This window comes from Sporosarcina sp. CAU 1771 (assembly GCF_054482775.1).
This window is the reverse complement of the sequence record NZ_JBTLRN010000001.1, coordinates 386,118-406,836: the sequence shown is the minus strand read 5'-3', so window position 1 is coordinate 406,836 and position 20,719 is coordinate 386,118. Positions and strand designations below refer to the sequence as shown.

Below are 20,719 nucleotides of genomic sequence, written 5' to 3'. Positions count from 1 at the left end.
TATGTTTTCCAAAGAGTCATAATTGGTGCCATATTACAATTAATATAAATGAAGATACAATTATAGACACGTTCCTGCATTCGAATGTGCTCATATTCATGTTAAAGATTTCTACTTTATGTAATCAGAGAATCCAGAGCTGCATTGCTAACGCAGAGAAAAACTCTCACACCACTAGCTCTTCTAGGAAGTTAAACGTCTCAACTATCTTTTAGAAAGCATTGATAAGTAGGTATCGTCTGCTATAATAAAATTCAAACACATCCCTATTTCAAATATCCGAACTTATCTTTCTTTTAAATATACGATGTGAAAATACAGTAGAGGTGGCATAAAGTATGATTTATCAATATCTACCTGTTGAACGTATTCATTACGGGGAAAGAGTTGTATCCCAACACTTAATTGATGAGATAAATAAGATAAGTGGTAAGAGGATTTTAATTGTCACGACAAATAGCATGTTAAAGTCCCGTGCATATGAAACTATGATTGAATCTTTTCAAGTAAATCAATTCTCTATGTATGTAACGATTTTAAAACAGCATGTACCTAGTGATATTCTAATGAAAGATTTGAAGGAAATAAGGGATTTTAATCCTGATCTGATCGTTAGTTGTGGAGGTGGGAGTCCGATTGATGCTGCAAAGATTCTTTCTTTTGTTTTAGCCGAGGGCGTTCAATCAGAGGAAGAGCTTTTTCTTTATTCGGTGAACATTCAGGAAAAGAAAGTGCTGATGGAAACCTATCTACCTCACTTTGCAATCCCCACTACATTGTCTGCGTCCGAATTTACAAGTATAGCTGGGGTTACGAATGGAAAAGACCACTTGAAATATAAATTCTCTCACATAAATATGACGCCTAAACAGGTTTTTCTAGACCCATTCTTTACAAAAGATACGCCTGACTGGCTATGGATATCTACAGGTATTCGCGCTGTGGATCATGCTGTGGAGACGCTTTATGCTCCGCTTCCTAATCCAGTTAATACCGCACTGGCATTACACGCATTAAAAAAATTACATTCCTATTTACCTCTCTCCAAGAAAAACCCAGAAAATCTGGAGTATAGACTTGAATGTCAAGTTGGCGCATGGCTATCGTTATTTTCGGTCGTCAATATTAAATTAGGTTTGTCTCATAGCATCGGACATCAATTAGGTGCAAAATACGATATACCGCATGGAATGACTTCGGCTATTATGCTTCCCCATGTGATGAGGTTCCTATTAAAACGAACCCAAAATGAACAAGCCCAGATACCTGAAGCATTGGGCTTGGCTGATAGGAACAGTGACGTAACGAAAAATGCAGAAATGGCTGCAACTCTTATCGGAAACTTGATTAAAGAGTTGGGTATCCCTCACCGACTGAGAGATTTTAACGTGACAAAAGAAAGCCTTCCTCAAGTAATCGAAAATATCCTTAAAGATATTCAAGGAGAAAAAAATTCATTTGTTCTTGATACACCAGATCTTAAAGCAGAGATTACAAAGTTAATGGAAGCAGCTTGGTGAACCAACTTGTAAAGTCTTTATCCAAATAGAGTTTCAAAAAAAGGGTTACTTCTCAAAATGTCTGTTTAAGAAAGTGTAAAAAGCTTTCAGACAAGAAGGAAGACCCTTTTTCTATTTGGTGATTTTCGTATTTACTTTGCAAATTTGAATTTGAACTAAACATAATTTCGCTAGCGTTTTTCTAATCTATTCGTTCATTGCCAAGTGCACCCGATTCCATAAGCTCTTTCCTCAGCACTGCATACTCCGTATCCTTCCAAAAATAATCGGAAAGAAGCAATTTTTCCGCATCTTGCCTCGCCGTATCAAGCGCTCGGTAATCATGAACAAGGTCCGCCATTTTAAACTCGGGCAATCCACTTTGCTTCGTTCCAAAAAAGTCACCTGCGCCGCGTAATTCAAGGTCTTTTTCCGCAAGAATAAATCCATCATTCGTTTCTGTCATCGTTAACATTCGTTCTTTTCCCTCTTCTGTTTTAGGATCAGCTAGAAGGATACAGTAGGATTGTTCTGCCCCCCTACCAACCCTTCCCCTTAGTTGGTGGAGCTGAGAAAGACCAAACCGACCTGCATCATAAATCAGCATAAACGTTGCATTTGGTACGTTCACACCTACCTCGACAACAGTTGTCGATACAAGTACGTCAATTTGTCCTGTACTGAATTCTCTCATGATGGCATCTTTTTCATCAGAATGCAGACGTCCATGCATGAGCCCAACTTTAAAGCGTCCTTGAAAGTGCATCGTTAGTTGACTGTGCACATCAACAGCATTTTGTACATCAATCTTGTCCGATTCTTCAATAAGTGGACAAATGACATACGCTTGTCGACCGGCAGTCAATTCTTTTTCCATTCTCCTTAATATTGGAAGCAGTGCATCCTCTTTTAGCCAATGCGTTTCAACTTCCTTTCGTCCAGCCGGTAATTCATCTAGTAAAGACACATCCATTTCACCAAAAACTGTTATTGCTAACGTTCGGGGAATAGGTGTAGCAGTCATGAATAATACATTTGGATTCAGGCCTTTATCCTTTAAAATACGTCGTTGTTCAACACCAAACCGATGTTGTTCATCCGTAATAACAAGTCCAGGATTATGAAAAATAACATCCGGTTGAATTAAAGCATGCGTTCCTATAAGTAAATCGATTTCTCCTATCTCTAACTTCTCAAGGAGAAGTTTTCTAGCTTTCCCTTTTGTAGATCCAGAAAGAAAAGCTACACGCACCCCTAATGGCTCGAGCCATTCAGCGAATGAAGAAGCATGCTGTTCTGCAAGGATTTCAGTCGGTGCCATGAGCGCACCTTGAAAACCCGCTGTTATCACTGCATATAAAGCAATGGCTGCTACAACTGTCTTCCCAGAACCAACATCCCCTTGAAGGAGGCGATTCATTCGAACTGAACTTTTTAACTCTGCACATAGTTCATTGACTACACGCTTTTGAGCGCCTGTTAATTCAAAAGGTAAGGAAGCAATTAGTTCCTTCACTTTAACAAGATCATAGTCAATAACCGTCCCCACTTCGGTCTCTTTCCGAATTTTTTTCATACCTTGTATTTTAAGTTGAAACAGTAACAACTCTTCATAGACAAAGCGCCTTCTCGCATGTTTTACATCGTCCGGACTTTTTGGGAAATGAACCATTTCTAGCGCTTGAGTAAGGGGAGGTAGTCGGTAGGTTTCCCTGAATTCCAATGGAAGCGATTCCTCATATCCTCCCACATCATAATCCAAGGCATTTCGCATAATTTTACGGAATGTTTTTTGATGCATTACGCCTTTTAAACTATATACAGGTTCAAAGTCCGCTTGATCAGTTTTAGGTCCATCCCTAAAGTTACTTACGTTAATTAATTGCCTTCCACGATCCCACTTTCCGGTAACGGTAACAATCATTCCGGGTGATAAGCGATCTTTTAAATAGTGTTGGTTGAAAAATACAGCTTTAACAAGATGTATTCCAGCAAGCAGTCGAACTTGTAATCGTGAGCGATTCTTTCCTAAATAAAGAACGGAAGGCTCACTTTCGACCCTTCCTTCAATCGTTACCCGCTCATTATGTGGTGTTTCCGTCAAATCTTTTAATCTGTAATCCTCGTGACGAAACGGGAACGTCATGACGAGGTCTTCTATCGTTGCAATACCTAATGTTTCAAGTTGTTCACCAGTCGCTTTACCAATCCCCTTCAGCGACGTAACAGAATCATGAATTGAGGGTTTCATTACCAACAGCCACTCCACCGAATATTTTCGCCTCTAATGCTTTTCCTGTTGGCGTGGCAGCTAATCCACCTTTTGCAGTTTCCCGTAAAGCAGAAGGCATTGATAGACCTATTTTATACATCGCTTCAATAACTTCATCTGTCGGAATTCGGCTTACAACTCCCGCAAGCGCCATGTCTGCACCTACAACAGCTTTCGCAGCACCCATTGCATTTCGTTTGACGCATGGGACTTCTACGAGACCGGCAACTGGATCACAAACGAGTCCTAACATATTTTTCATCACAATTGAAAAAGCTTCCGCACTTTGCTGAGGCGTTCCTCCTGCCATTTCGACGATTGCAGCTGCAGCCATTGATCCCGCTGAACCAGTTTCAGCTTGACATCCTCCAGCCGCACCTGAAATCGATGCATTGTTTGCTACAACAAAACCAAATGCGCCGCTAGTAAATAAAAAATTAATCATTTGCTCTCGCGTAGGATTCAACTTATTTTTCACTGCAAATAGTGTGCCTGGTACAATTCCTGCAGCCCCTGCAGTTGGTGTTGCACAAATCGTCCCCATTGCGGCATTTACTTCATTCGTTGCTACTGCTTTACTAACTGCATCTAATAACAAATCACCCGAAAGTGACTTCCCAGACTCCATATACTTTTGGAGTAAAACCGCATCTCCACCTGTCAAACCCGAAGTAGATTGTACACCTTTTAGTCCTCGTTCTACGGCTTCTTCCATAACTGTTAAATTCGTATCCATTTGTGCAATAATATCTTCCCGAGAACGTCTTGAAACGAGAACTTCTTGTTCAATCATTATTTCTGAAATCGGTTTATTTTGAGATTCAGCAAGAGCAACTAGTTCTTTCACCGTACCAAATAAAATCTTCAATCGTTTCTCCTCCTTAATCAGCTACTGTTGAGACTTGTGTAATATGTGGTAATGCCTTTAATTCTTCTAATAGTACATCTTCAATTAGCTGATCTACTTCAATAACCATGAGAGCCATCTTCCCTTTTTCTTTACGCCCTACTTCCATATGCGCAATATTAATATCTCTTTTTGCTAGAAGGTTGGAAACGCTTGCAATTAGACCTGCACGGTCATTATGAACGACAAGTAGTGCGGGGTAATGGCCTGAAAGTCGAAGTGGAAATCCATTTAGTTCCACGACTTCCATCTTACCGCCACCGATGGATATACCAGTTAGCTCCATTTCTCTATCGTCATCGCCAATTACAATTCGAGCTGTATTTGGATGTTCGGCCTCTTCTTCTTCCGGAATGAATTCATACGTCAGACCAACTTCCTTCGCATCAGTGAAAGCAGTTTTTATTCGTTCGTCAAACGTGTCATATCCAAGCAATCCACCAATGATTGCCACGTCAGTACCGTGCCCTTTGTACGTTTCTGCAAATGATCCATACAAATGAACACGAGCCCAATCAGGTTGTTTTCCAAATAAGTTTCGGGCAACAAGTCCAATCCGAGCTGCACCTGCTGTGTGTGATGACGAAGGACCAATCATAACAGGGCCAATTATATCGAATACCGATCTAAATTTCATTGTTAGTACCCCCTTATCAAGTCATGCTTCTATATTTTACATGAAAATCCAGATGCACACAAAGTTATCACAATTCGATCAAATGACAAAGAGAAGCAGCGTGAATTTCGTATCCACACTGCTTCTCTTTTTTATTCAACTGAAATAATATATGGATACAATGGTTGCTTACCGTTATACAATTCAACTTCAACATGATCGAAATTCTCTTCAATATAAACTTCAAAACGTGCAGCTTCTTCAGATGAGACGTCTTCTCCGTACAAAATCGTAACAATTTCAGCCTCATCATCAATAATGGCCGCTAAAGTGGTTTTCATTACTTCTTCAAGTGAACTTGCAGAGGTAACGATTTTCCCTTCGGAAATACCCATGAAATCATCTTTCTTAATCTCAATCCCATCAATCGAAGTATCTCGAACCGCATAGGTGACCTGTCCGGTTTTCACAAAAGATGCAGCTTCCTTCATTGCCTCAGCATTCACATTCACTTCCGCTTCAGGGTTAAATGCAAGGATTGCTGCAAGTCCTTCAGGAACCGTGCGTGTCGGAACAACTGCCGCTTCGATGCCAATCACTTCAGCTGCCTGTTCCGCAGCCATAATAATATTTTTGTTGTTTGGCAAAATTAAGACTCGTTCAGCTCCAACTTCTTGAATCGCTTTTACAATATCTTCAGTTGAAGGGTTCATTGTTTGTCCGCCTTCAATAACCGCCGATGCACCAACACTCTTCAATAATTCAGCTATCCCAGTTCCCATTGCCACAGTGACAATCGCATAAGGATGAATTTCCTGCTTAACTTTGACAGCATGATTTGCTCCAACAATATCAAGATGTTGTTGACGCATATTTTCAATTTTAATATTAATAAGTGAGCCGTACTTTTTACTATATGTAAGAACGTCTCCTGGTTCCTCAGAATGGATATGTACTTTTGCAACTTCTTCGTCCGAAATTACGAGAAGTGAATCTCCGAATGCACTTAATTCCTGTCTGAAATTAGACTCGTCATAAGGATTGGTTTTAGTTTTGTCATCCTCAAATTTAACCATGAACTCCGTACAATACCCATAAATGATATCCTCGGTGTTCATAAATCCTTGGAGACTGCGGTGATGTTCTGCATTGACAAGATCATCCATCGAATGAATATCTGTTCTTTCAGGAAGTTCTTCGCCTTTTAAACACGCCAAGAATCCTTCATATACATAAACAAGACCTTGCCCCCCGCTATCAACAACGCCAACTTCTTTTAGTACGGCTAATAAATCAGGTGTACGTTCGAGAGATGCTTTCGATTCTTCAACAATTGCTTCCATTACTTCAATAAAATCATCTGTAGTTGCGGCCTTTTCAACGCCAACATTTGCAGCATCTTTTGCCACTGTCAATATTGTACCTTCTACAGGCTTCATAACTGCTTTGTATGCAGTTTCCACACCATATTTAAGTGCAGCAGCGAAAGTCTTACCGTCCACTGATGATGCATCTTCAATTGCTTTTCCGAATCCACGGAATAATTGCGATAGAATTACGCCTGAATTTCCACGAGCGCCCATAAGCAACCCTTTGGAAAGAGCTTGGGCAGTTCTTCCAATATGCTCTTCGGCATGCGCCTCAATTTCCTTCGCGCCCGAAGTCATAGATAAATTCATATTCGTTCCCGTATCTCCATCAGGAACTGGGAATACGTTTAAAGAATCGACATAGTCGGCATTCTGATAAAGATGATGAGCACCCAACTTAATCATCTCTGCAAATTTCAAACCATCAATAGACTTCATTACTTTTGTTTCCTCCTTCTACAGGTTTGTCACTCGGACACCTTGGACAAATATGTTAACTGATTTCACATTCATTCCGATTGTTTTCGATAAAGTATATTTCACTTTTGATTGCACTTGGTAGGCAACTTCAGAAATTTTTGTTCCATATCCAATAATGACATACATATCAATATGAGTTTCTTCCCCAATGTTTCTGACGATTACACCACGTGAATAATTTTCTTTTCCGAGAATATCAGTAAGTCCATCGCGGATTTGATGTCTAGAGGCCATACCAACAATTCCATAACACTCAATTGCAGCCTCACCAACTACTTGGGAAATTACATCATTTTTAATATCGATTTTACCAAATTCATTCATTACTTCGATTGACATAAACGCGTCCCCCCATATCCTAGTACCTTGCCTCTATTGTACTATACTCGTTATAATAATAAAAGAAAGCAATTCATTCTCAAAACTACACAGAATTAACTGTAAAGGACTTTCACTTGAAAGACCTTCAAAAAAAGGTTGCAACAGCCTTGTCCATATGATACATTAATAAGGTATGAGAACAAAAAAAGTGAATTGCTTATTTTTCATTCGCTAGGAGGTACTAAAATGGCTAAAGCATGTGTTATTACTGGTCGTAAAGCACGTACAGGAAATACTCGTTCACACGCGTTGAACTCGAGTAGACGTACATGGGGAGCGAACCTTCAAAAAGTCCGTATTCTTATTGATGGTAAACCTAAAAGAGTCTGGGTCTCTGCAAGAGCCCTTAAAAAAGGTAACCTACAAAGAGTATAAGCAAGCGAACTGATAGCTTGCGAAAGAAAAGAGAAAATCCCCGGAAGTCATTTTTGACTTCTGGGGATTTTCTCTTTTTCGCAATGATCTGAAAGCTGACCGACTATAACCGCGACTTTCAGTGAATACGTCGGAGTCAGAATTAGATGAAACGCCGAGCTGAAATAGTTCAGCTCGGCGTTTTTTCTCTTTTCCTTTTCTTAGCTTTCGTATTTTTCTTCGGTTGTTCGTCTTTCTGAAATACATGCATGCACTTCCGAACAAAGCCACTCAGGAATTTTGGCATTGTAAATGTATAAACGCGCAACTTCTCCACTCCCTTCACGCATCTGAACTCCTTACCATTAAGCATATGCCTTCATGGAAAGAGATAGTACAGACACCTTCAGCAAGTTCGTTGCTTGTAAATCTTGTAGTCCCAGTTTCAAGCAGTTCATCGGTAACTTCATACTTAAAACCTCTAAGTGTAAGGCCGCTCACTTTATCTCCAAACGAAAAAAAGGAGACAAATTGAAGTTGTTTATCTTTCGATAATTTATATACACCTGGACTCAATATTCTTAGCTCATTTAATGGATTACAAATTGAGAATAAAATATGTGGATACTTTACTTGGAAGCGATAGAGTAAATGAAGGGCAGACTCAGTATGGTCCAACCTACCTCCCGTAAGACCTGTCAAAATCACTTTTTCTGGATTGTACAATATGGCTCGTTCAACAGCAAGCTCGGTATCTGTCTCGTTCTTCTCAGCTTGAAACTGATCAACAATAGGGATCGAATCAATAATTTCTTGATATTCAATTTCCGAGACGGAATCGAAATCACCAACCGCTTCGTGAGGTTCAATTCCTCTTTGCAATAAATGAAAGGCACCTCGATCTGCGCCGATGAATATCGCATCTGCATTTCGATATGCTGTCAGATCAGCTATTTCCGTTTCCGGGCCTCCCGCACAGATTACGACACACCTCATTTTTTTAGCGCACTTTCCCCAGCTACTTTTATGCGTTGCAAGGCACTTGCACGATCCTTCTCATTGTATATTGCCGATCCTGCTACAAATATCGTTGCACCTGCTTCTACACACGGTACAATCGTTTCCTCGTTTATACCGCCATCAATCTCAATTTCAATCGCTAAGCCACGCTCTTGAATAATATCCGATAATTGTTTAATTTTCGGAATAACAGAAGGAATAAATTTCTGTCCTCCAAAACCAGGATTAACGGTCATAAATAAAACAAGATCAATTTCATCAAGAACGTGTAAAATCGTTTCTACAGGCGTATGTGGGTTAAGAACAACACCGGACTTTACACCGAATGACTTAATAAATTGAAGTGTACGGTGTAAATGAACACACGCCTCAACGTGAACAGTAATGTAATCAGCACCCGCTTTTGCAAATTGCTCGATATGAATATCTGGATTTTCAATCATTAAATGAACGTCCAATGGTAATTTTGTCACAGGCCTTAGTGCTTCAACCACAATTGCCCCCATTGTTATATTGGGAACAAAATGGCCATCCATCACGTCAATATGGATAAGTTCAGCCCCAGCTGCCTCGACTTCTTTTACCTCTTCAGCAAGCTTTGAAAAATCTGCTGCTAATATGGAAGGTGCAATTTTAATCATGTTTTTCATACCTCGGCTTTCGTTCAATTATTTCCTGCAAAAAATACAAATAATTATCATAACGGTGACGCATTATTTCACCCGTTTCAACATTATCTTTAATCGCACACTTTGGTTCTTTCAAATGAAGGCATTCACGAAATTTACAAGCTGATGCCATTTCATTCATCTCAACAAAATAAGTCGATAGTTCCTCTTTATCAATATGTTCAAATTCTAGAGAGCTAAAACCAGGAGTATCTGCAACGAGACCACCTGCTATTTCGAGTAATTCAACATGACGTGTTGTATGTTTTCCACGCCCAAGTGCTGAGGATATTTCCGCAGTTTTTAATTCAAGCGAAGGTACTATTGTGTTTAAAAGAGTCGATTTGCCAACGCCCGATTGACCTGCAAGCACAGTAGTTTTACCCTTCATTATTGGCCCCAGTAAATCAAGCAACTTCTCATCATCAATAAACGTTTGAATCACCTTATAGCCAATCTTCTCATAATAATGCGCGAATTCTTTTACACGTTTAAGTTCAGTTTCATTTGCTAAATCATTTTTAGTTAGACAAATGACAGGCTCTACGCTAAATGATTCAACAACAACTAAAAAGCGATCCAATAAATGATGACTGAAGTCTGGCTCAACTACCGAGAATACAAGCAATGCTTGATCGACATTTGAAATAGGTGGACGAACTAATTCATTTTTACGTTCATGAACAACAGTTATCGTCCCATCATTTTCACCATCAGTTTCGTACGTTACAAAATCACCAACAAGTGGGTGGATGCCCCGATTTCTAAACACACCCCGCCCTTTACATCTTATAATCTCCCCATTATCCTCGACATAATAAAATCCACTAATCGCTTTTCTAATTTGTCCTTCAGCCATTCAATCCCTCTTTCTATTCTATGTCTTTATAGTCAAATGACTCTTCCGCAATTTGCATCGCATCACGCATAATTCGATATCCGCCACTCTGACCTTCTTCAAGTTCAATCGTAAGGCTTCTTGTTACCGTTTCTGTAATCATAAACTCATCAAACAAATCATCCATCGTATGTGTTTTATCTTTCAAATAGATGCGTATATTTTGAGGAGTGTTTTCTGGCTCAATAACTTCACCGTTCTCATCTACATTATTGGGATCTATAGGTTCTGGAACATACTCAATCGTTACGGTTTGATACAAATGTTTGGATGCTTTCTTTTCAGGACCTCGGGATACCACAAGTGTTACACTATCCCCTTTTACAACTTCAGAATTAGCTTGTGGTTGTTGCGAAATAACTTCACCTTTTGGAAAATCCGAAGAATATTCTTCTTTTAAAACAGATATTTTTAAACCGATGTCTTTTGCATATTTCTCCCATTGTTTCTTAGTGTATCCTTGAAGGTCTATAAGTGTTAGTGTATCTGGACCTTTACTCACTTGAAACACTAAATCTGTTTCCGAAGGTATGATTGTTGTTCCCGCTTCTGGACTTTGAGAAACGATTGTTCCTTTAGGTTTATCAGAAAATATTTCTTCAGGTGACGCAATAGAATTGTACCCATAGTTAGCCAGAAGACTAGCAACTTGTGCGAAATTTTCGCCAAGATAACTTTCCATCTCAACTGTCTCTTTTCCAATACTTACAAATAACTTGATTAAAGAACCATAATCGCGAGTTCTTCCAACTTCTGGGTCAGTCCGAATCACACGACCTGCTTCAAACTCATCAGAGGATTGTTCAATAATTTCATCCACAATAAAACCCTCTTCTTCGAGGAGTTCCGCCGCTTTTGCTTGCTCCATGTCGATAACATCTGGCACGTCAACTTTTTTCGGTCCGAGAATTGATGGCAACATGAGGAGTATTAAACTAAGTAACAGAATCCCCGATATTATCGAAACCACAATTGGCCACTTCTTTTTCTTTTTCGGCACATCGACAACTGCCTCTGGAGAAGGTGTGGCTAAAGGTTCTATTTTCTTTGTGTCCGCAACATTCTCAAACCGATTTGAATCTATGATTGCTGGGATTGCGACTGTTTTGTCATCATCAAAGGGAATACTAAATTTACTCTCATTCACTCTTTCTGGTAATAAAACAGTTGTGAGATCCTCTTGCATTTCATCAGCAGTACGATATCTATTCCCTGAATCTTTTGTTGTAGCCTTCAATATAATATTTTCAACACTTTGCGGAATTGATGGGAACAACGCTCGAACTGAGGGTGTTTCTTCCTGCAAATGTTTTAATGCAATGGAAACTGCAGACTCTCCTGAAAATGGAAGCTCACCAGTGAGAAGCTCGTAAAAAACAATGCCCAATGAATAAATGTCGGACTTCATTGTCGCCATTCCGCCACGTGCCTGCTCAGGTGATAAATAATGAACGGTACCTAAAACAGAATTGGTTTTTGTATGCGAAGTTGCGCTTAGTGCCATAGCAATACCAAAGTCTGTGATTTTCAAATTACCGTCAACATCCATCAATATATTCTGCGGTTTAATATCCCTATGAATAATTCCATTGTAATGCGCATTTGAAATTGCCGATACGAGTTGACGCATAATTGGCACTGCTTGATCAGGTCGAAGGGGTCCATTTGTTTGGATATACTCTTTTAAAGTTTGCCCTTCAACGTACTCCATTACCAAATAATGAAGCTCATCTTCTTCTCCTACATCAAAGATGTCAACGATGTGAGGGTGCGTTAAGCTTGTAGCAGAAAGCGCCTCACGCATAAACCTTCGTTTAAGTTCTTCTTCATTTGAGAAGTCATAATTTAATATCTTGATAGCGACGTCACGGTCTAAGATTACATCGTGTGCTAGGAAGACTTTTGACATCCCGCCACCGCCGATGTATTTTATTATTTCGTAGCGTCCGCCAATTCTTCGTCCGATCATGGAGTATTCACCACCACTTCGTCGGGACCAAGTAGGATTACCGAAATATTATCTTCGCCGCCCATTTTATTCGCCAGGTCAACCAAAGCCGTTACTTTCTCAAGTAACGAAGTTTCAGATAAGACAATTTCATACATTGATGTCTTATCTACTTTATTACTTAATCCATCTGTACAGATAAGTAAAAAAGTTTCGTCATCTAACTTTAGGGAATGCAAGTCCAAATCAACATGTCTTTCTGAACCAACTGCTTTCATAATCCAATTTCTTTGAGGATGATTCGCAGCCTCTTCTTCTGTAATTTCTCCACTATCGAGAAGTGCGTTTACATAAGAATGATCCTTTGTAATTTGACGAATTCCATCCGTATTCATCGAATAGACACGGCTATCACCTACATGCAAAATTAAACAGTCTTGTTCATTTATAAGTACAGCCTCTAAAGTAGTCCCCATGCCCTTTAGCGTTTCGTCATTATTTGCACGTTCATAAAGCACGCGATTCACTTTATAAATTGCCTCTTTCAACCATTCTTCTAAATCTTCTTTATCAATAATTTCAGAAGTATCAAGTTCCATAAATTGCTCACCTATGCTTTTAATCGCCGTTGAGCTTGCATATCCTCCACCTTGATGCCCACCCATACCATCTGCAACGATAGCCAGAATTGTACCTTCAGGTCGTGTATAAACAGCTGCACTGTCCTCATTGACAGTTCTTTTTTTACCAATATCAGATAGAACTTCGAATCGCATGTTAGATCCTCCCGTTTCCGTTCGACATCATTTCTTTTGAAATGCAGTTACAAAAAAGCCATCACTGCCAAAATGTTGAGGTAGCACTTGTAACATATTGTCTTCGACGTGCAATTTTTCCTTACCTGCTAGATGAGGTATTGAAATTGTTTCTATATCCGTATGACGTTCAAGAAAACTTTTCACAACGCCTTGATTTTCAGCATATTCTACGGTGCATGTACTATAGACAATAATACCATCCGGTTTGATGAGTTCCTTAGCAACATCGAGAAGTTCATTTTGAATTTTCACGAGTCCATCAAAATCTGCTTCTGTTTTCACATATTTGATTTCTGGTTTTCTTCGGATAACCCCAAGACCGCTACAAGGTGCATCCACCAGAATACGGTCGAAGGAAGCCTTGCCGTATAATTCAACTAGGTTACGGCTATCTCCACTTTTAGCTGTAATTGATGAAAGTCCAAGCCTTGCAGCATTTGCTTCAATGAGCTTTAGTTTATGTTCATGAATATCATGCGCCATAACTTCACCCTCATCGTTCATCTTTTCAGCGATGTGGGTAGTTTTCCCTCCAGGTGCAGCGCACATATCAAGCACTCTCATACCTGGTTTTACATCTAGTGCCGTAACAGGCAACATCGAACTTTCATCTTGTATCGTGATAAGTCCTTGTTTGAAAGCGGCTGTATTTGAGGGATTCCCTCTACCTGCAACAATACATTCCTCAATTACTTCTCCTCTGGTAACTTCGATTTCCTCAGACTCCAGAGATTGTATCGCTTTATCAATCGTTGTTTTCGTTTGGTTCACTCGTAACGTCATTAATGGCGGATTGTTATTTTCATGCGCCATAACCGTTGCTTCATCTTCACCGTATAATTTAATCCATCTTTCAATCAGCCATTCTGGATGACTCGTTTCAATCGCGAGACGCTCCATGCTGCCTTCAATTTCCTCAATAGAACGAACTCCTTTTCGAAGAACCGATCGAAGTATTCCATTAACTGTAGGTGCAATTCGCTTGTGACCTCTTCTTTTTGCAATTTCAACGGCTTCATGAACAACAGCATGAGGAGGTATTTTTGTTAAGTAGACAATTTGGTACAAAGATAACCTTAGCAATTCACGTACCCAACCATCCAGTTTTCCACGTACAAATGGCTCCAAGTAATAATCAAGTGCCATTCGATGTTGGAGTGTCCCGTAGGTTAACTCTGTTAGAAGTCCTCGATCTTTTGCTTCTATGCCGTATTTCTCGATTGTACGATGTAGCAATAAATTACTGTATGCTTGGTTATTATTTATTTCCATCAAGATTGAAAGAGCAGCGTCACGTACATTGCCATTCCAAATCTTCTTTTGTGGTCTTTTCATTCAAATCGATCCCCTTCACTCCACTGGGCTCCAGTGCCTCTTATAAATACGTCTGCTGGCATACGCTTTCTACCCGATGGCTGCAAATCTGTTATCGCTAAGCCAATATCATCACCTGTTTTGACGACAATACGATCTGATTCAATCTGTAGAATCGTTCCTGGTTCTGCATTTTTGGAAGTTTGAACTTTCTCTCCCCACCAGATCTTTACGTTCTCTTCTTGAAAGACTGTATATGCAACTGGCCATGGATGGAGCCCACGGATTTGGTCATAGATGGCTTTTCCACCTTTTGTCCAATCAATTCGTTCTTGCTCTCTAGAAATATTTCTCGCAAACGTTACAAGAGACTCATCTTGCGGTATTCGTTTGTTCGTACCTTCAAAGATTGCTGGCAACGTCTCTTTCAATAGTGTCATTCCAGCTTCTGAAAGTTTGTTAAATAAATTTCCTGTATCTTCTGTATCCGATATTGGGACCGTTACTTGTGAAATAATATCACCTGCATCAAGTCGTTCCACCATGTACATGATGGTTACGCCTGTTTCAGTCTCCCCATCTATAATTGATTGATGAATCGGAGCACCCCCACGGTATTTTGGCAATAACGATGCATGAACATTTATGCAACCTAGTTTCGGTGCTTCAAGAAGTTCTTTCGGTAATATTTGGCCAAATGCCGCTGTAACAATTAAATTTGGTTGTAACGCTATGATTTCATCAAGTTCTGATGAACCTATTAATTTCTCAGGTTGAATAATCGGCAGTCCAAGTCGGAGTGCTTCCGCCTTGACTGGTGGTGGCGTCAGTACACGCTTTCTCCCAACAGGTCGGTCAGGTTGGGTTACAACAGCAAGAATGTTGTACCCTTCTTCATGAAGCATCGATAGGATAGGAACTGAAAATTCAGGTGTCCCCATAAATACTATTGACTTCACTGCTCTTCACCTTCCTCTAGTGCTTCCAATTCTTCCAAATCAACAACCCGGATTATTTTCGATTCAAATAAAATACCATGTAAATGATCTATTTCATGAAGAATAGCTCGTGCTTCGTACCCTTCCGCTTCTAATTCATAGAGAGCGCCAGTGCGTTCTTGTGCTTCAATTTTCACATAAAAAGGACGTTCTACTTCTCCGTAAAGTCCCGGAAAACTTAGACACCCTTCAATTTCTATTTCTTCTCCACCAATAGCGGTAACAACCGGATTTATCATCTCAATTACGTCTTGACCTTCATCAAAATCGACAATCGCTACTTGAATCGCTTTTCCAATTTGCGGTGCAGCTAAACCTACACCATCTGCTGCTATCATCGTTTCGTGCATATCATCAAGAAGCTTTGAGAGTTCTTTATCGAACTTCACAACTTCTTTACATTCTAATTCAAGTATTGGTGAAGGATGCTTCACTATTTCTAATATTGCCAACTTAATTCCTCATTTCTCTTTCATATAGATGTAGGTTCTACATCTACTGTCATTGTCAATCCGGATTTTATCCATTTTGTACGATATATTTTTATGAGCTGTTGCAACGTTTCAGTTAGCTTAGGCTCTTTTTTGTATTTTAACAGACATTGATAGCGATATCTATTGTTCACGCGACTTATCGCAGCTGCAGTCGGACCAATAATTATCGTTTCTCCCGACAAATTATCTTTTAAATAACGGGCACCTTTTTCAGCAAAGTCTGCAACCTTCAGTAAATCTTCATGGGTGAATTGCACGACTGTCACAAAATAGAACGGTGGATAACCAAATTGGCGTCTTGCCGACATTTCAAGATTATAAAACGGTTCATAGTGCTGGTCTTTTGCTAACTCAATTGCGTAATGTTCAGGCGTATAGGTTTGTATGAATACTTCCCCAGGTAACTCATGTCTACCTGCTCGACCGCTCACCTGTGTCATTAATTGAAATGTTTTTTCGGCTGCGCGGAAATCCGATAAATGCAATGTGGTATCTGCAGCTAGCACGCCGACAAGCGTAATATTGGGGAAATCCAACCCTTTGGCGATCATTTGTGTTCCTAACAATATATCTGCTTTCCCTTCACTGAACTGACGAAGGAGTCGTTCATGCGAACCTTTTTTTCGAGTCGTATCTACATCCATTCGAAGCACACGCGCTGTAGGAAATAACTTTGCAATTTCTTCTTCTACCTTTTGTGTACCTGTTCCAAAAAAACGAATATGTTCACTTTCACATTCCGGACACTCGAGTGGAACATTTTGATTGTGCCCGCAATAATGACATTGCAACTTTTCGTTTGCTCGGTGGTATGTAAGTGAGATATCACAGTTCGGACATTCCACAACCGTGCCGCAATCTCGACAAAGTACAAACGAGGAAAATCCACGTCTATTTAAAAACAATACAATTTGCTCTGTGGCTTCCAATCTTTTGCGAACTGCTTCAGCCAAGGGAATCGAAAACATGGAGCGATTTCCCGACCGTAGTTCTTCTCTCATATCAACAACGTTCACTTCCGGAAGCTCTTGATTTCTGGCACGCTTCATCAATGTGAGTAGTGTATATACACCCTTAGATGCACGTGCATACGATTCAAGAGAGGGTGTTGCACTTCCTAAAATAACTGGACACCCGTAATGCTCAGCACGTTTGATCGCAACGTCTCGAGCATGGTAACGAGGGGTATCTTCTTGTTTGTATGAAGATTCATGTTCTTCATCAAGAATAATTATTCCAACGTTTTCAAATGGAGCAAAAATCGCAGATCGTGCACCTACTACAACTTTCACTTCACCACGTTGAATTTTCCGCCACTCGTCGTATTTTTCTCCAGCGGATAGAGCACTATGCATGACTGCAACAAGAGGACCAAATCTTGCTTTGAATCGGCTGGTCATTTGCGGTGTTAAAGAAATTTCGGGAACTAAGACGATTGCTTCTTGCCCTTTTTCCAAAACTTCTTTAATCGCCCGTAAATAAATTTCAGTTTTCCCGCTTCCTGTCACCCCATGGAGAAGAAATGTTTCAGCCACGCCACTAGCTAAAGATGTTGAAACTTTAGCTAACGCTACTTCTTGTTCATCTGTTAACTGATCTGGTATTGCCGTATCTTTCATGCCGGACGCTTCGGGTTCACGATATACTTCAGCATACTCTTCAATCCCCACGCCACGTTCTAAAGCTGCTTTCAATACAGATGGTTGAATGCCTGCTCGTTCAAGAAGATCCTTTGCTCGAACGGTTTTTCCCGCCTGTACAAGCATCGTTTTAATAAGCTCTGCTTGTTTCACTGCATTCGGATGAAGTCCTTCTAAAATTCCTTGAAGTAGTTCAGATTCCCCAATACGAATCATACGTTCTTTTTTCACGGCTGTTTGTTGACCTACCGTTGTATCCACTAGGACGTTTCCTTGCTCGACCTGCCTTTTTAATAGGTTCAATATCCCTAATTGTTCGGCTTCTTTCATAGGCACACGTTTTCGTCCAGCTAAAAAATGGAGAAAGTCTTCATCTCCAATCTGTTTTGAGTCATCTACCACGATAAACTTCTCGTATTTCGCGCGCATAGCTGCTGGCAACATGACTTGCAGTGCATCGATTTCATAAGATAAGGTTTGAACGGATAACCAACTGGCAAGTTCAAGCAGTTCCCTCGAAAGGACGGGCTCAAGATCGATTAATTCATCAATTGGCTTTAGTTTCTTTATATCAAGTTCGCTTTCATTCTTTAGTTTAGTTACATAACCAAGTACTTTTCTTGGTCCAAATGGAACTTTCACTCGAATTCCCGCTTCAATTATGGAAACCATTGATTGGGGTACAACGTAATCAAAAGGCCTATCAATTGGATAAGCCGCTACATCAACAATCACTTCAGCGATCATGAATAGATTCCATTTCTTCTTCAATAATTGCTTTGAGTAACACAGTTGCGAGCTCCCGTTTCGCCATAACTGGGTAGGTCTTATTCAAACCATTTTTCGACATAAGTGTAACAACATTCGTGTCACGCCCAAATCCAGCATCCGGATCTGTTACATCATTTATAATAATAAAATCAAGATTTTTTCTTGACAGTTTGTCCATTCCATATTCAACTGCTTTTTCAGTTTCAGCTGCAAAACCTACAAGTACCTGCTTTGACTTGTTCTCACCAAGTGTTTTCAATATGTCTGTTGTCCGCTCAAGTTCAATAACTGAATCCCCAACCATTTTCTTGATTTTTTGCGAATTAATTTCTTTTGGTCGATAATCCGCTACTGCAGCTGCTTTAATAACAATCGAAGCATCTTTGTATTCATTGCTTACAGCTTCAAACATTTCTGCCGCGCTTTCTACGTCAATCACTTTAATTCCCATAGGTTTAGCTAAGCCGACTGGACCTGAAATTAGTACAGTATCCGCACCAAGCGCAGCCGCCGCCTCAGCCATGGCGTAGCCCATTTTCCCTGATGAAAAATTGGAGACATATCGGACTGGATCGATTCTTTCTCGCGTAGGTCCAGCAGTAACAACCACTTTTTTCCCTGAAAGAGGTAAGTTTTTTACAGCAAACTTCTTCGATATAAGTTCAGCAATTTTTTCAGGTTCCTCAAGTCTTCCTTTTCCAACATATCCACATGCCAAAAACCCTTCTGATGGTTCTATAAATTTGTACCCATCTTCGTTTAATCGAGCAATATTTCGTATTACAGCTTGGTTTTCATACATATGTACGTTCATAGCCGGTGCCACCCATACTTCAGCTGACGTTGCTAGTAGAATTGTTGTCACCATATCGTCGCCAATTCCATTGGCAATTTTGCCGATAACATTTGCAGTAGCTGGTGCGACAATAACTAAATCTGCCCAATCTGCCAAATCGATATGTGCAATTACACGTGAATCTTTTTCATCGAACGTATCATGAAACACATCGTTACGCGACATTGCTTGAAATGTAAGCGGTGTGACAAATTCCATTGCTGAATCTGTCATAACAACTTTCACTTCAGCACCTGCTTGTGTCAATTTACTAACGAGAGCTACTGCCTTATAAACCGCTATTCCTCCTGATACACAAATAAGAATTTTTTTATTTATAAGCATGATTTTCTTCCTTTCTAAAATGACAAACTCCCAAAGAAAAACTCGTTTCTAAGGGAGTCGCATATTTATTATTAGGGCTGAATTTAAATTTCGTCTTCGTAAACAATTGATTGGTCTTGCGTTTTTTTCGATAAAACACCCGCAGCAATTTCTTCAAGTGCTTTACCAACGTTTTTATTCGATTTGTAAGTTTGTAACAATTCATTTTTATTCTCCTGGATTTCTCGAGCACGTTTTGAAGCGATTGTAACAAGTGTGTATTTTGAATCGATTTTATCTTTTAATGAATCCACTGATGGATGTAGCATATTTTATTCCCCTCTCAACATACGTAAATAGTTTTTTTCAACGCGTTCTCTACGACAATGTTCCGCAGTAACAATCGAATTGATTTTATCACAAGCATTTTTCACTTCATCGTTTTCCACGACATAATCGTATAAGTTCATCATTTCAAGTTCTGCACGCGCTTTTAAAATCCTTGAAGCAATAACATCCGCAGGCTCAGTTCCTCTTCCAACAAGTCGATCTTCAAGTGCCGAAAGACTTGGGGGCGCTAAAAATATGAACAGTCCGTCTGGAACTTTTGCACGTACTTGTGCAGCTCCGACAACCTCGATTTCAAGGAAGACATCTCTACCCGCATCTAACGTTTCATTCACATAATCAAGTGGGGTCCCGTAGTAATTACCAACGTATTCTGCGTACTCAAGTAATTTTCCTTCTTCAATAAGCTGTTCGAATTCATCTCTCGTTTTGAAAAAATAGTCTGAACCATCCACTTCTCCTTCACGAGGACTTCTAGTCGTCATTGAAATGGAATATTCATAGTTCGTATTTGGCTGTGTAAAAAGTTCTTTTCTTACTGTTCCTTTGCCAACGCCAGATGGTCCAGATAGAACAATAAGCAGTCCTCGTCGTTTGTGCATCTAATCCCTCTTCTTATCTTCTAAATTTAGGAACCTGACAAAAAGTCAGTCTAATTTCTTATGATATCCTAATTAATATAATCAAAACAACTTGCTTATATTATAGCATATTGAAGCCGTAGAGTGCTAAAATGGAACAAAACGAATTGAAAGAGGAATCCA

Annotated in this window: 20 protein-coding genes; 2 read left to right on the top strand and 18 right to left on the bottom strand. The window is 39.8% G+C overall.

Going from position 1 to position 20,719, the window contains the following annotated elements; genetic code table 11:
- The first annotated feature begins 338 nt into the window (after positions 1–338).
- Positions 339–1,520 carry an iron-containing alcohol dehydrogenase gene (locus tag ACXYMX_RS02030; RefSeq protein WP_459042545.1) on the top strand — a complete coding sequence of 394 codons (1,182 nt, stop codon included), beginning with the start codon at positions 339–341 and terminating at the stop codon, positions 1,518–1,520.
- A gap of 181 nt (positions 1,521–1,701) precedes the next feature.
- Here ACXYMX_RS02030 and recG read toward each other — a convergent pair whose 3' ends face one another.
- From recG to ACXYMX_RS02005, 5 genes are all read right to left on the bottom strand, one after another.
- Positions 1,702–3,750 carry an ATP-dependent DNA helicase RecG gene (recG, locus tag ACXYMX_RS02025; RefSeq protein WP_459042544.1) on the bottom strand — a complete coding sequence of 683 codons (2,049 nt, stop codon included), beginning with the start codon at positions 3,748–3,750 and terminating at the stop codon, positions 1,702–1,704.
- Positions 3,731–4,639 carry an L-serine ammonia-lyase, iron-sulfur-dependent, subunit alpha gene (gene sdaAA / locus ACXYMX_RS02020; protein ID WP_459042543.1) on the bottom strand — a complete coding sequence of 303 codons (909 nt, stop codon included), beginning with the start codon at positions 4,637–4,639 and terminating at the stop codon, positions 3,731–3,733. Before sdaAA ends, recG begins: the two co-directional genes overlap by 20 nt.
- Before the next feature lie 13 nt (positions 4,640–4,652).
- Complete coding sequence (gene sdaAB / locus ACXYMX_RS02015) at positions 4,653–5,315, bottom strand: L-serine ammonia-lyase, iron-sulfur-dependent subunit beta (RefSeq protein ID WP_459042542.1); 663 nt, start codon at positions 5,313–5,315, stop codon at positions 4,653–4,655.
- 131 nt (positions 5,316–5,446) lie between these two features.
- Positions 5,447–7,102, bottom strand: coding sequence for a DAK2 domain-containing protein (locus tag ACXYMX_RS02010; RefSeq protein ID WP_459042541.1), 1,656 nt, complete (start codon positions 7,100–7,102; stop codon positions 5,447–5,449).
- 18 nt (positions 7,103–7,120) lie between these two features.
- Positions 7,121–7,483, bottom strand: a complete 363-nt coding sequence (locus ACXYMX_RS02005; protein WP_459042540.1) for an Asp23/Gls24 family envelope stress response protein — start codon at positions 7,481–7,483, stop codon at positions 7,121–7,123.
- A gap of 228 nt (positions 7,484–7,711) precedes the next feature.
- On the opposite strand from ACXYMX_RS02005, the gene rpmB reads away from it, so the two are divergent.
- Positions 7,712–7,900, top strand: coding sequence for a 50S ribosomal protein L28 (rpmB, locus tag ACXYMX_RS02000; protein WP_459042539.1), 189 nt, complete (start codon positions 7,712–7,714; stop codon positions 7,898–7,900).
- Positions 7,901–8,069: 169 nt separating this feature from the next.
- On the opposite strand, the gene spoVM is transcribed toward rpmB, so the two are convergent.
- From spoVM to gmk, 13 genes are all read right to left on the bottom strand, one after another.
- Positions 8,070–8,252: a stage V sporulation protein SpoVM gene (spoVM, locus tag ACXYMX_RS01995; protein WP_459042538.1), complete on the bottom strand. Its 183-nt coding sequence runs from the start codon at positions 8,250–8,252 to the stop codon at positions 8,070–8,072.
- Complete coding sequence (locus ACXYMX_RS01990) at positions 8,222–8,875, bottom strand: thiamine diphosphokinase (RefSeq protein ID WP_459042537.1); 654 nt, start codon at positions 8,873–8,875, stop codon at positions 8,222–8,224. Before ACXYMX_RS01990 ends, spoVM begins: the two co-directional genes overlap by 31 nt.
- Positions 8,872–9,540, bottom strand: a complete 669-nt coding sequence (rpe, locus tag ACXYMX_RS01985; RefSeq protein WP_459042536.1) for a ribulose-phosphate 3-epimerase — start codon at positions 9,538–9,540, stop codon at positions 8,872–8,874. Before rpe ends, ACXYMX_RS01990 begins: the two co-directional genes overlap by 4 nt.
- Complete coding sequence (rsgA, locus tag ACXYMX_RS01980; protein WP_459042535.1) at positions 9,533–10,426, bottom strand: ribosome small subunit-dependent GTPase A; 894 nt, start codon at positions 10,424–10,426, stop codon at positions 9,533–9,535. The genes rpe and rsgA overlap by 8 nt, the downstream gene beginning before the upstream one ends.
- 13 nt (positions 10,427–10,439) lie before the next feature.
- The gene (gene pknB / locus ACXYMX_RS01975; RefSeq protein WP_459042534.1) at positions 10,440–12,434 is read right to left on the bottom strand and encodes a Stk1 family PASTA domain-containing Ser/Thr kinase; all 1,995 of its coding nucleotides are present in this window, start codon (positions 12,432–12,434) and stop codon (positions 10,440–10,442) included.
- Positions 12,431–13,189: a Stp1/IreP family PP2C-type Ser/Thr phosphatase gene (locus ACXYMX_RS01970; RefSeq protein WP_459042533.1), complete on the bottom strand. Its 759-nt coding sequence runs from the start codon at positions 13,187–13,189 to the stop codon at positions 12,431–12,433. The genes pknB and ACXYMX_RS01970 overlap by 4 nt, the downstream gene beginning before the upstream one ends.
- A gap of 27 nt (positions 13,190–13,216) precedes the next feature.
- Positions 13,217–14,566 carry a 16S rRNA (cytosine(967)-C(5))-methyltransferase RsmB gene (rsmB, locus tag ACXYMX_RS01965; protein ID WP_459042532.1) on the bottom strand — a complete coding sequence of 450 codons (1,350 nt, stop codon included), beginning with the start codon at positions 14,564–14,566 and terminating at the stop codon, positions 13,217–13,219.
- Positions 14,563–15,504 (bottom strand): methionyl-tRNA formyltransferase, encoded by a 942-nt coding sequence (gene fmt, locus ACXYMX_RS01960; RefSeq protein ID WP_459042531.1) that lies wholly within the window; start codon positions 15,502–15,504, stop codon positions 14,563–14,565. The genes rsmB and fmt overlap by 4 nt, the downstream gene beginning before the upstream one ends.
- The gene (def, locus tag ACXYMX_RS01955; protein ID WP_459042530.1) at positions 15,501–15,995 is read right to left on the bottom strand and encodes a peptide deformylase; all 495 of its coding nucleotides are present in this window, start codon (positions 15,993–15,995) and stop codon (positions 15,501–15,503) included. The genes fmt and def overlap by 4 nt, the downstream gene beginning before the upstream one ends.
- 20 nt (positions 15,996–16,015) lie before the next feature.
- Positions 16,016–18,424, bottom strand: a complete 2,409-nt coding sequence (gene priA / locus ACXYMX_RS01950; protein WP_459042529.1) for a primosomal protein N' — start codon at positions 18,422–18,424, stop codon at positions 16,016–16,018.
- Entirely contained in the window at positions 18,414–19,628 is a 1,215-nt protein-coding gene (coaBC, locus tag ACXYMX_RS01945) for a bifunctional phosphopantothenoylcysteine decarboxylase/phosphopantothenate--cysteine ligase CoaBC (RefSeq protein ID WP_459042528.1), read from the bottom strand. The genes priA and coaBC overlap by 11 nt, the downstream gene beginning before the upstream one ends.
- An 83-nt stretch (positions 19,629–19,711) precedes the next feature.
- Entirely contained in the window at positions 19,712–19,936 is a 225-nt protein-coding gene (gene rpoZ / locus ACXYMX_RS01940) for a DNA-directed RNA polymerase subunit omega (RefSeq protein ID WP_459042527.1), read from the bottom strand.
- 3 nt (positions 19,937–19,939) lie between these two features.
- On the bottom strand, positions 19,940–20,557 hold the full coding sequence (gmk, locus tag ACXYMX_RS01935) for a guanylate kinase (protein WP_459042526.1): 618 nt from the start codon (positions 20,555–20,557) through the stop codon (positions 19,940–19,942).
- Positions 20,558–20,719: the final 162 nt, after the last annotated feature.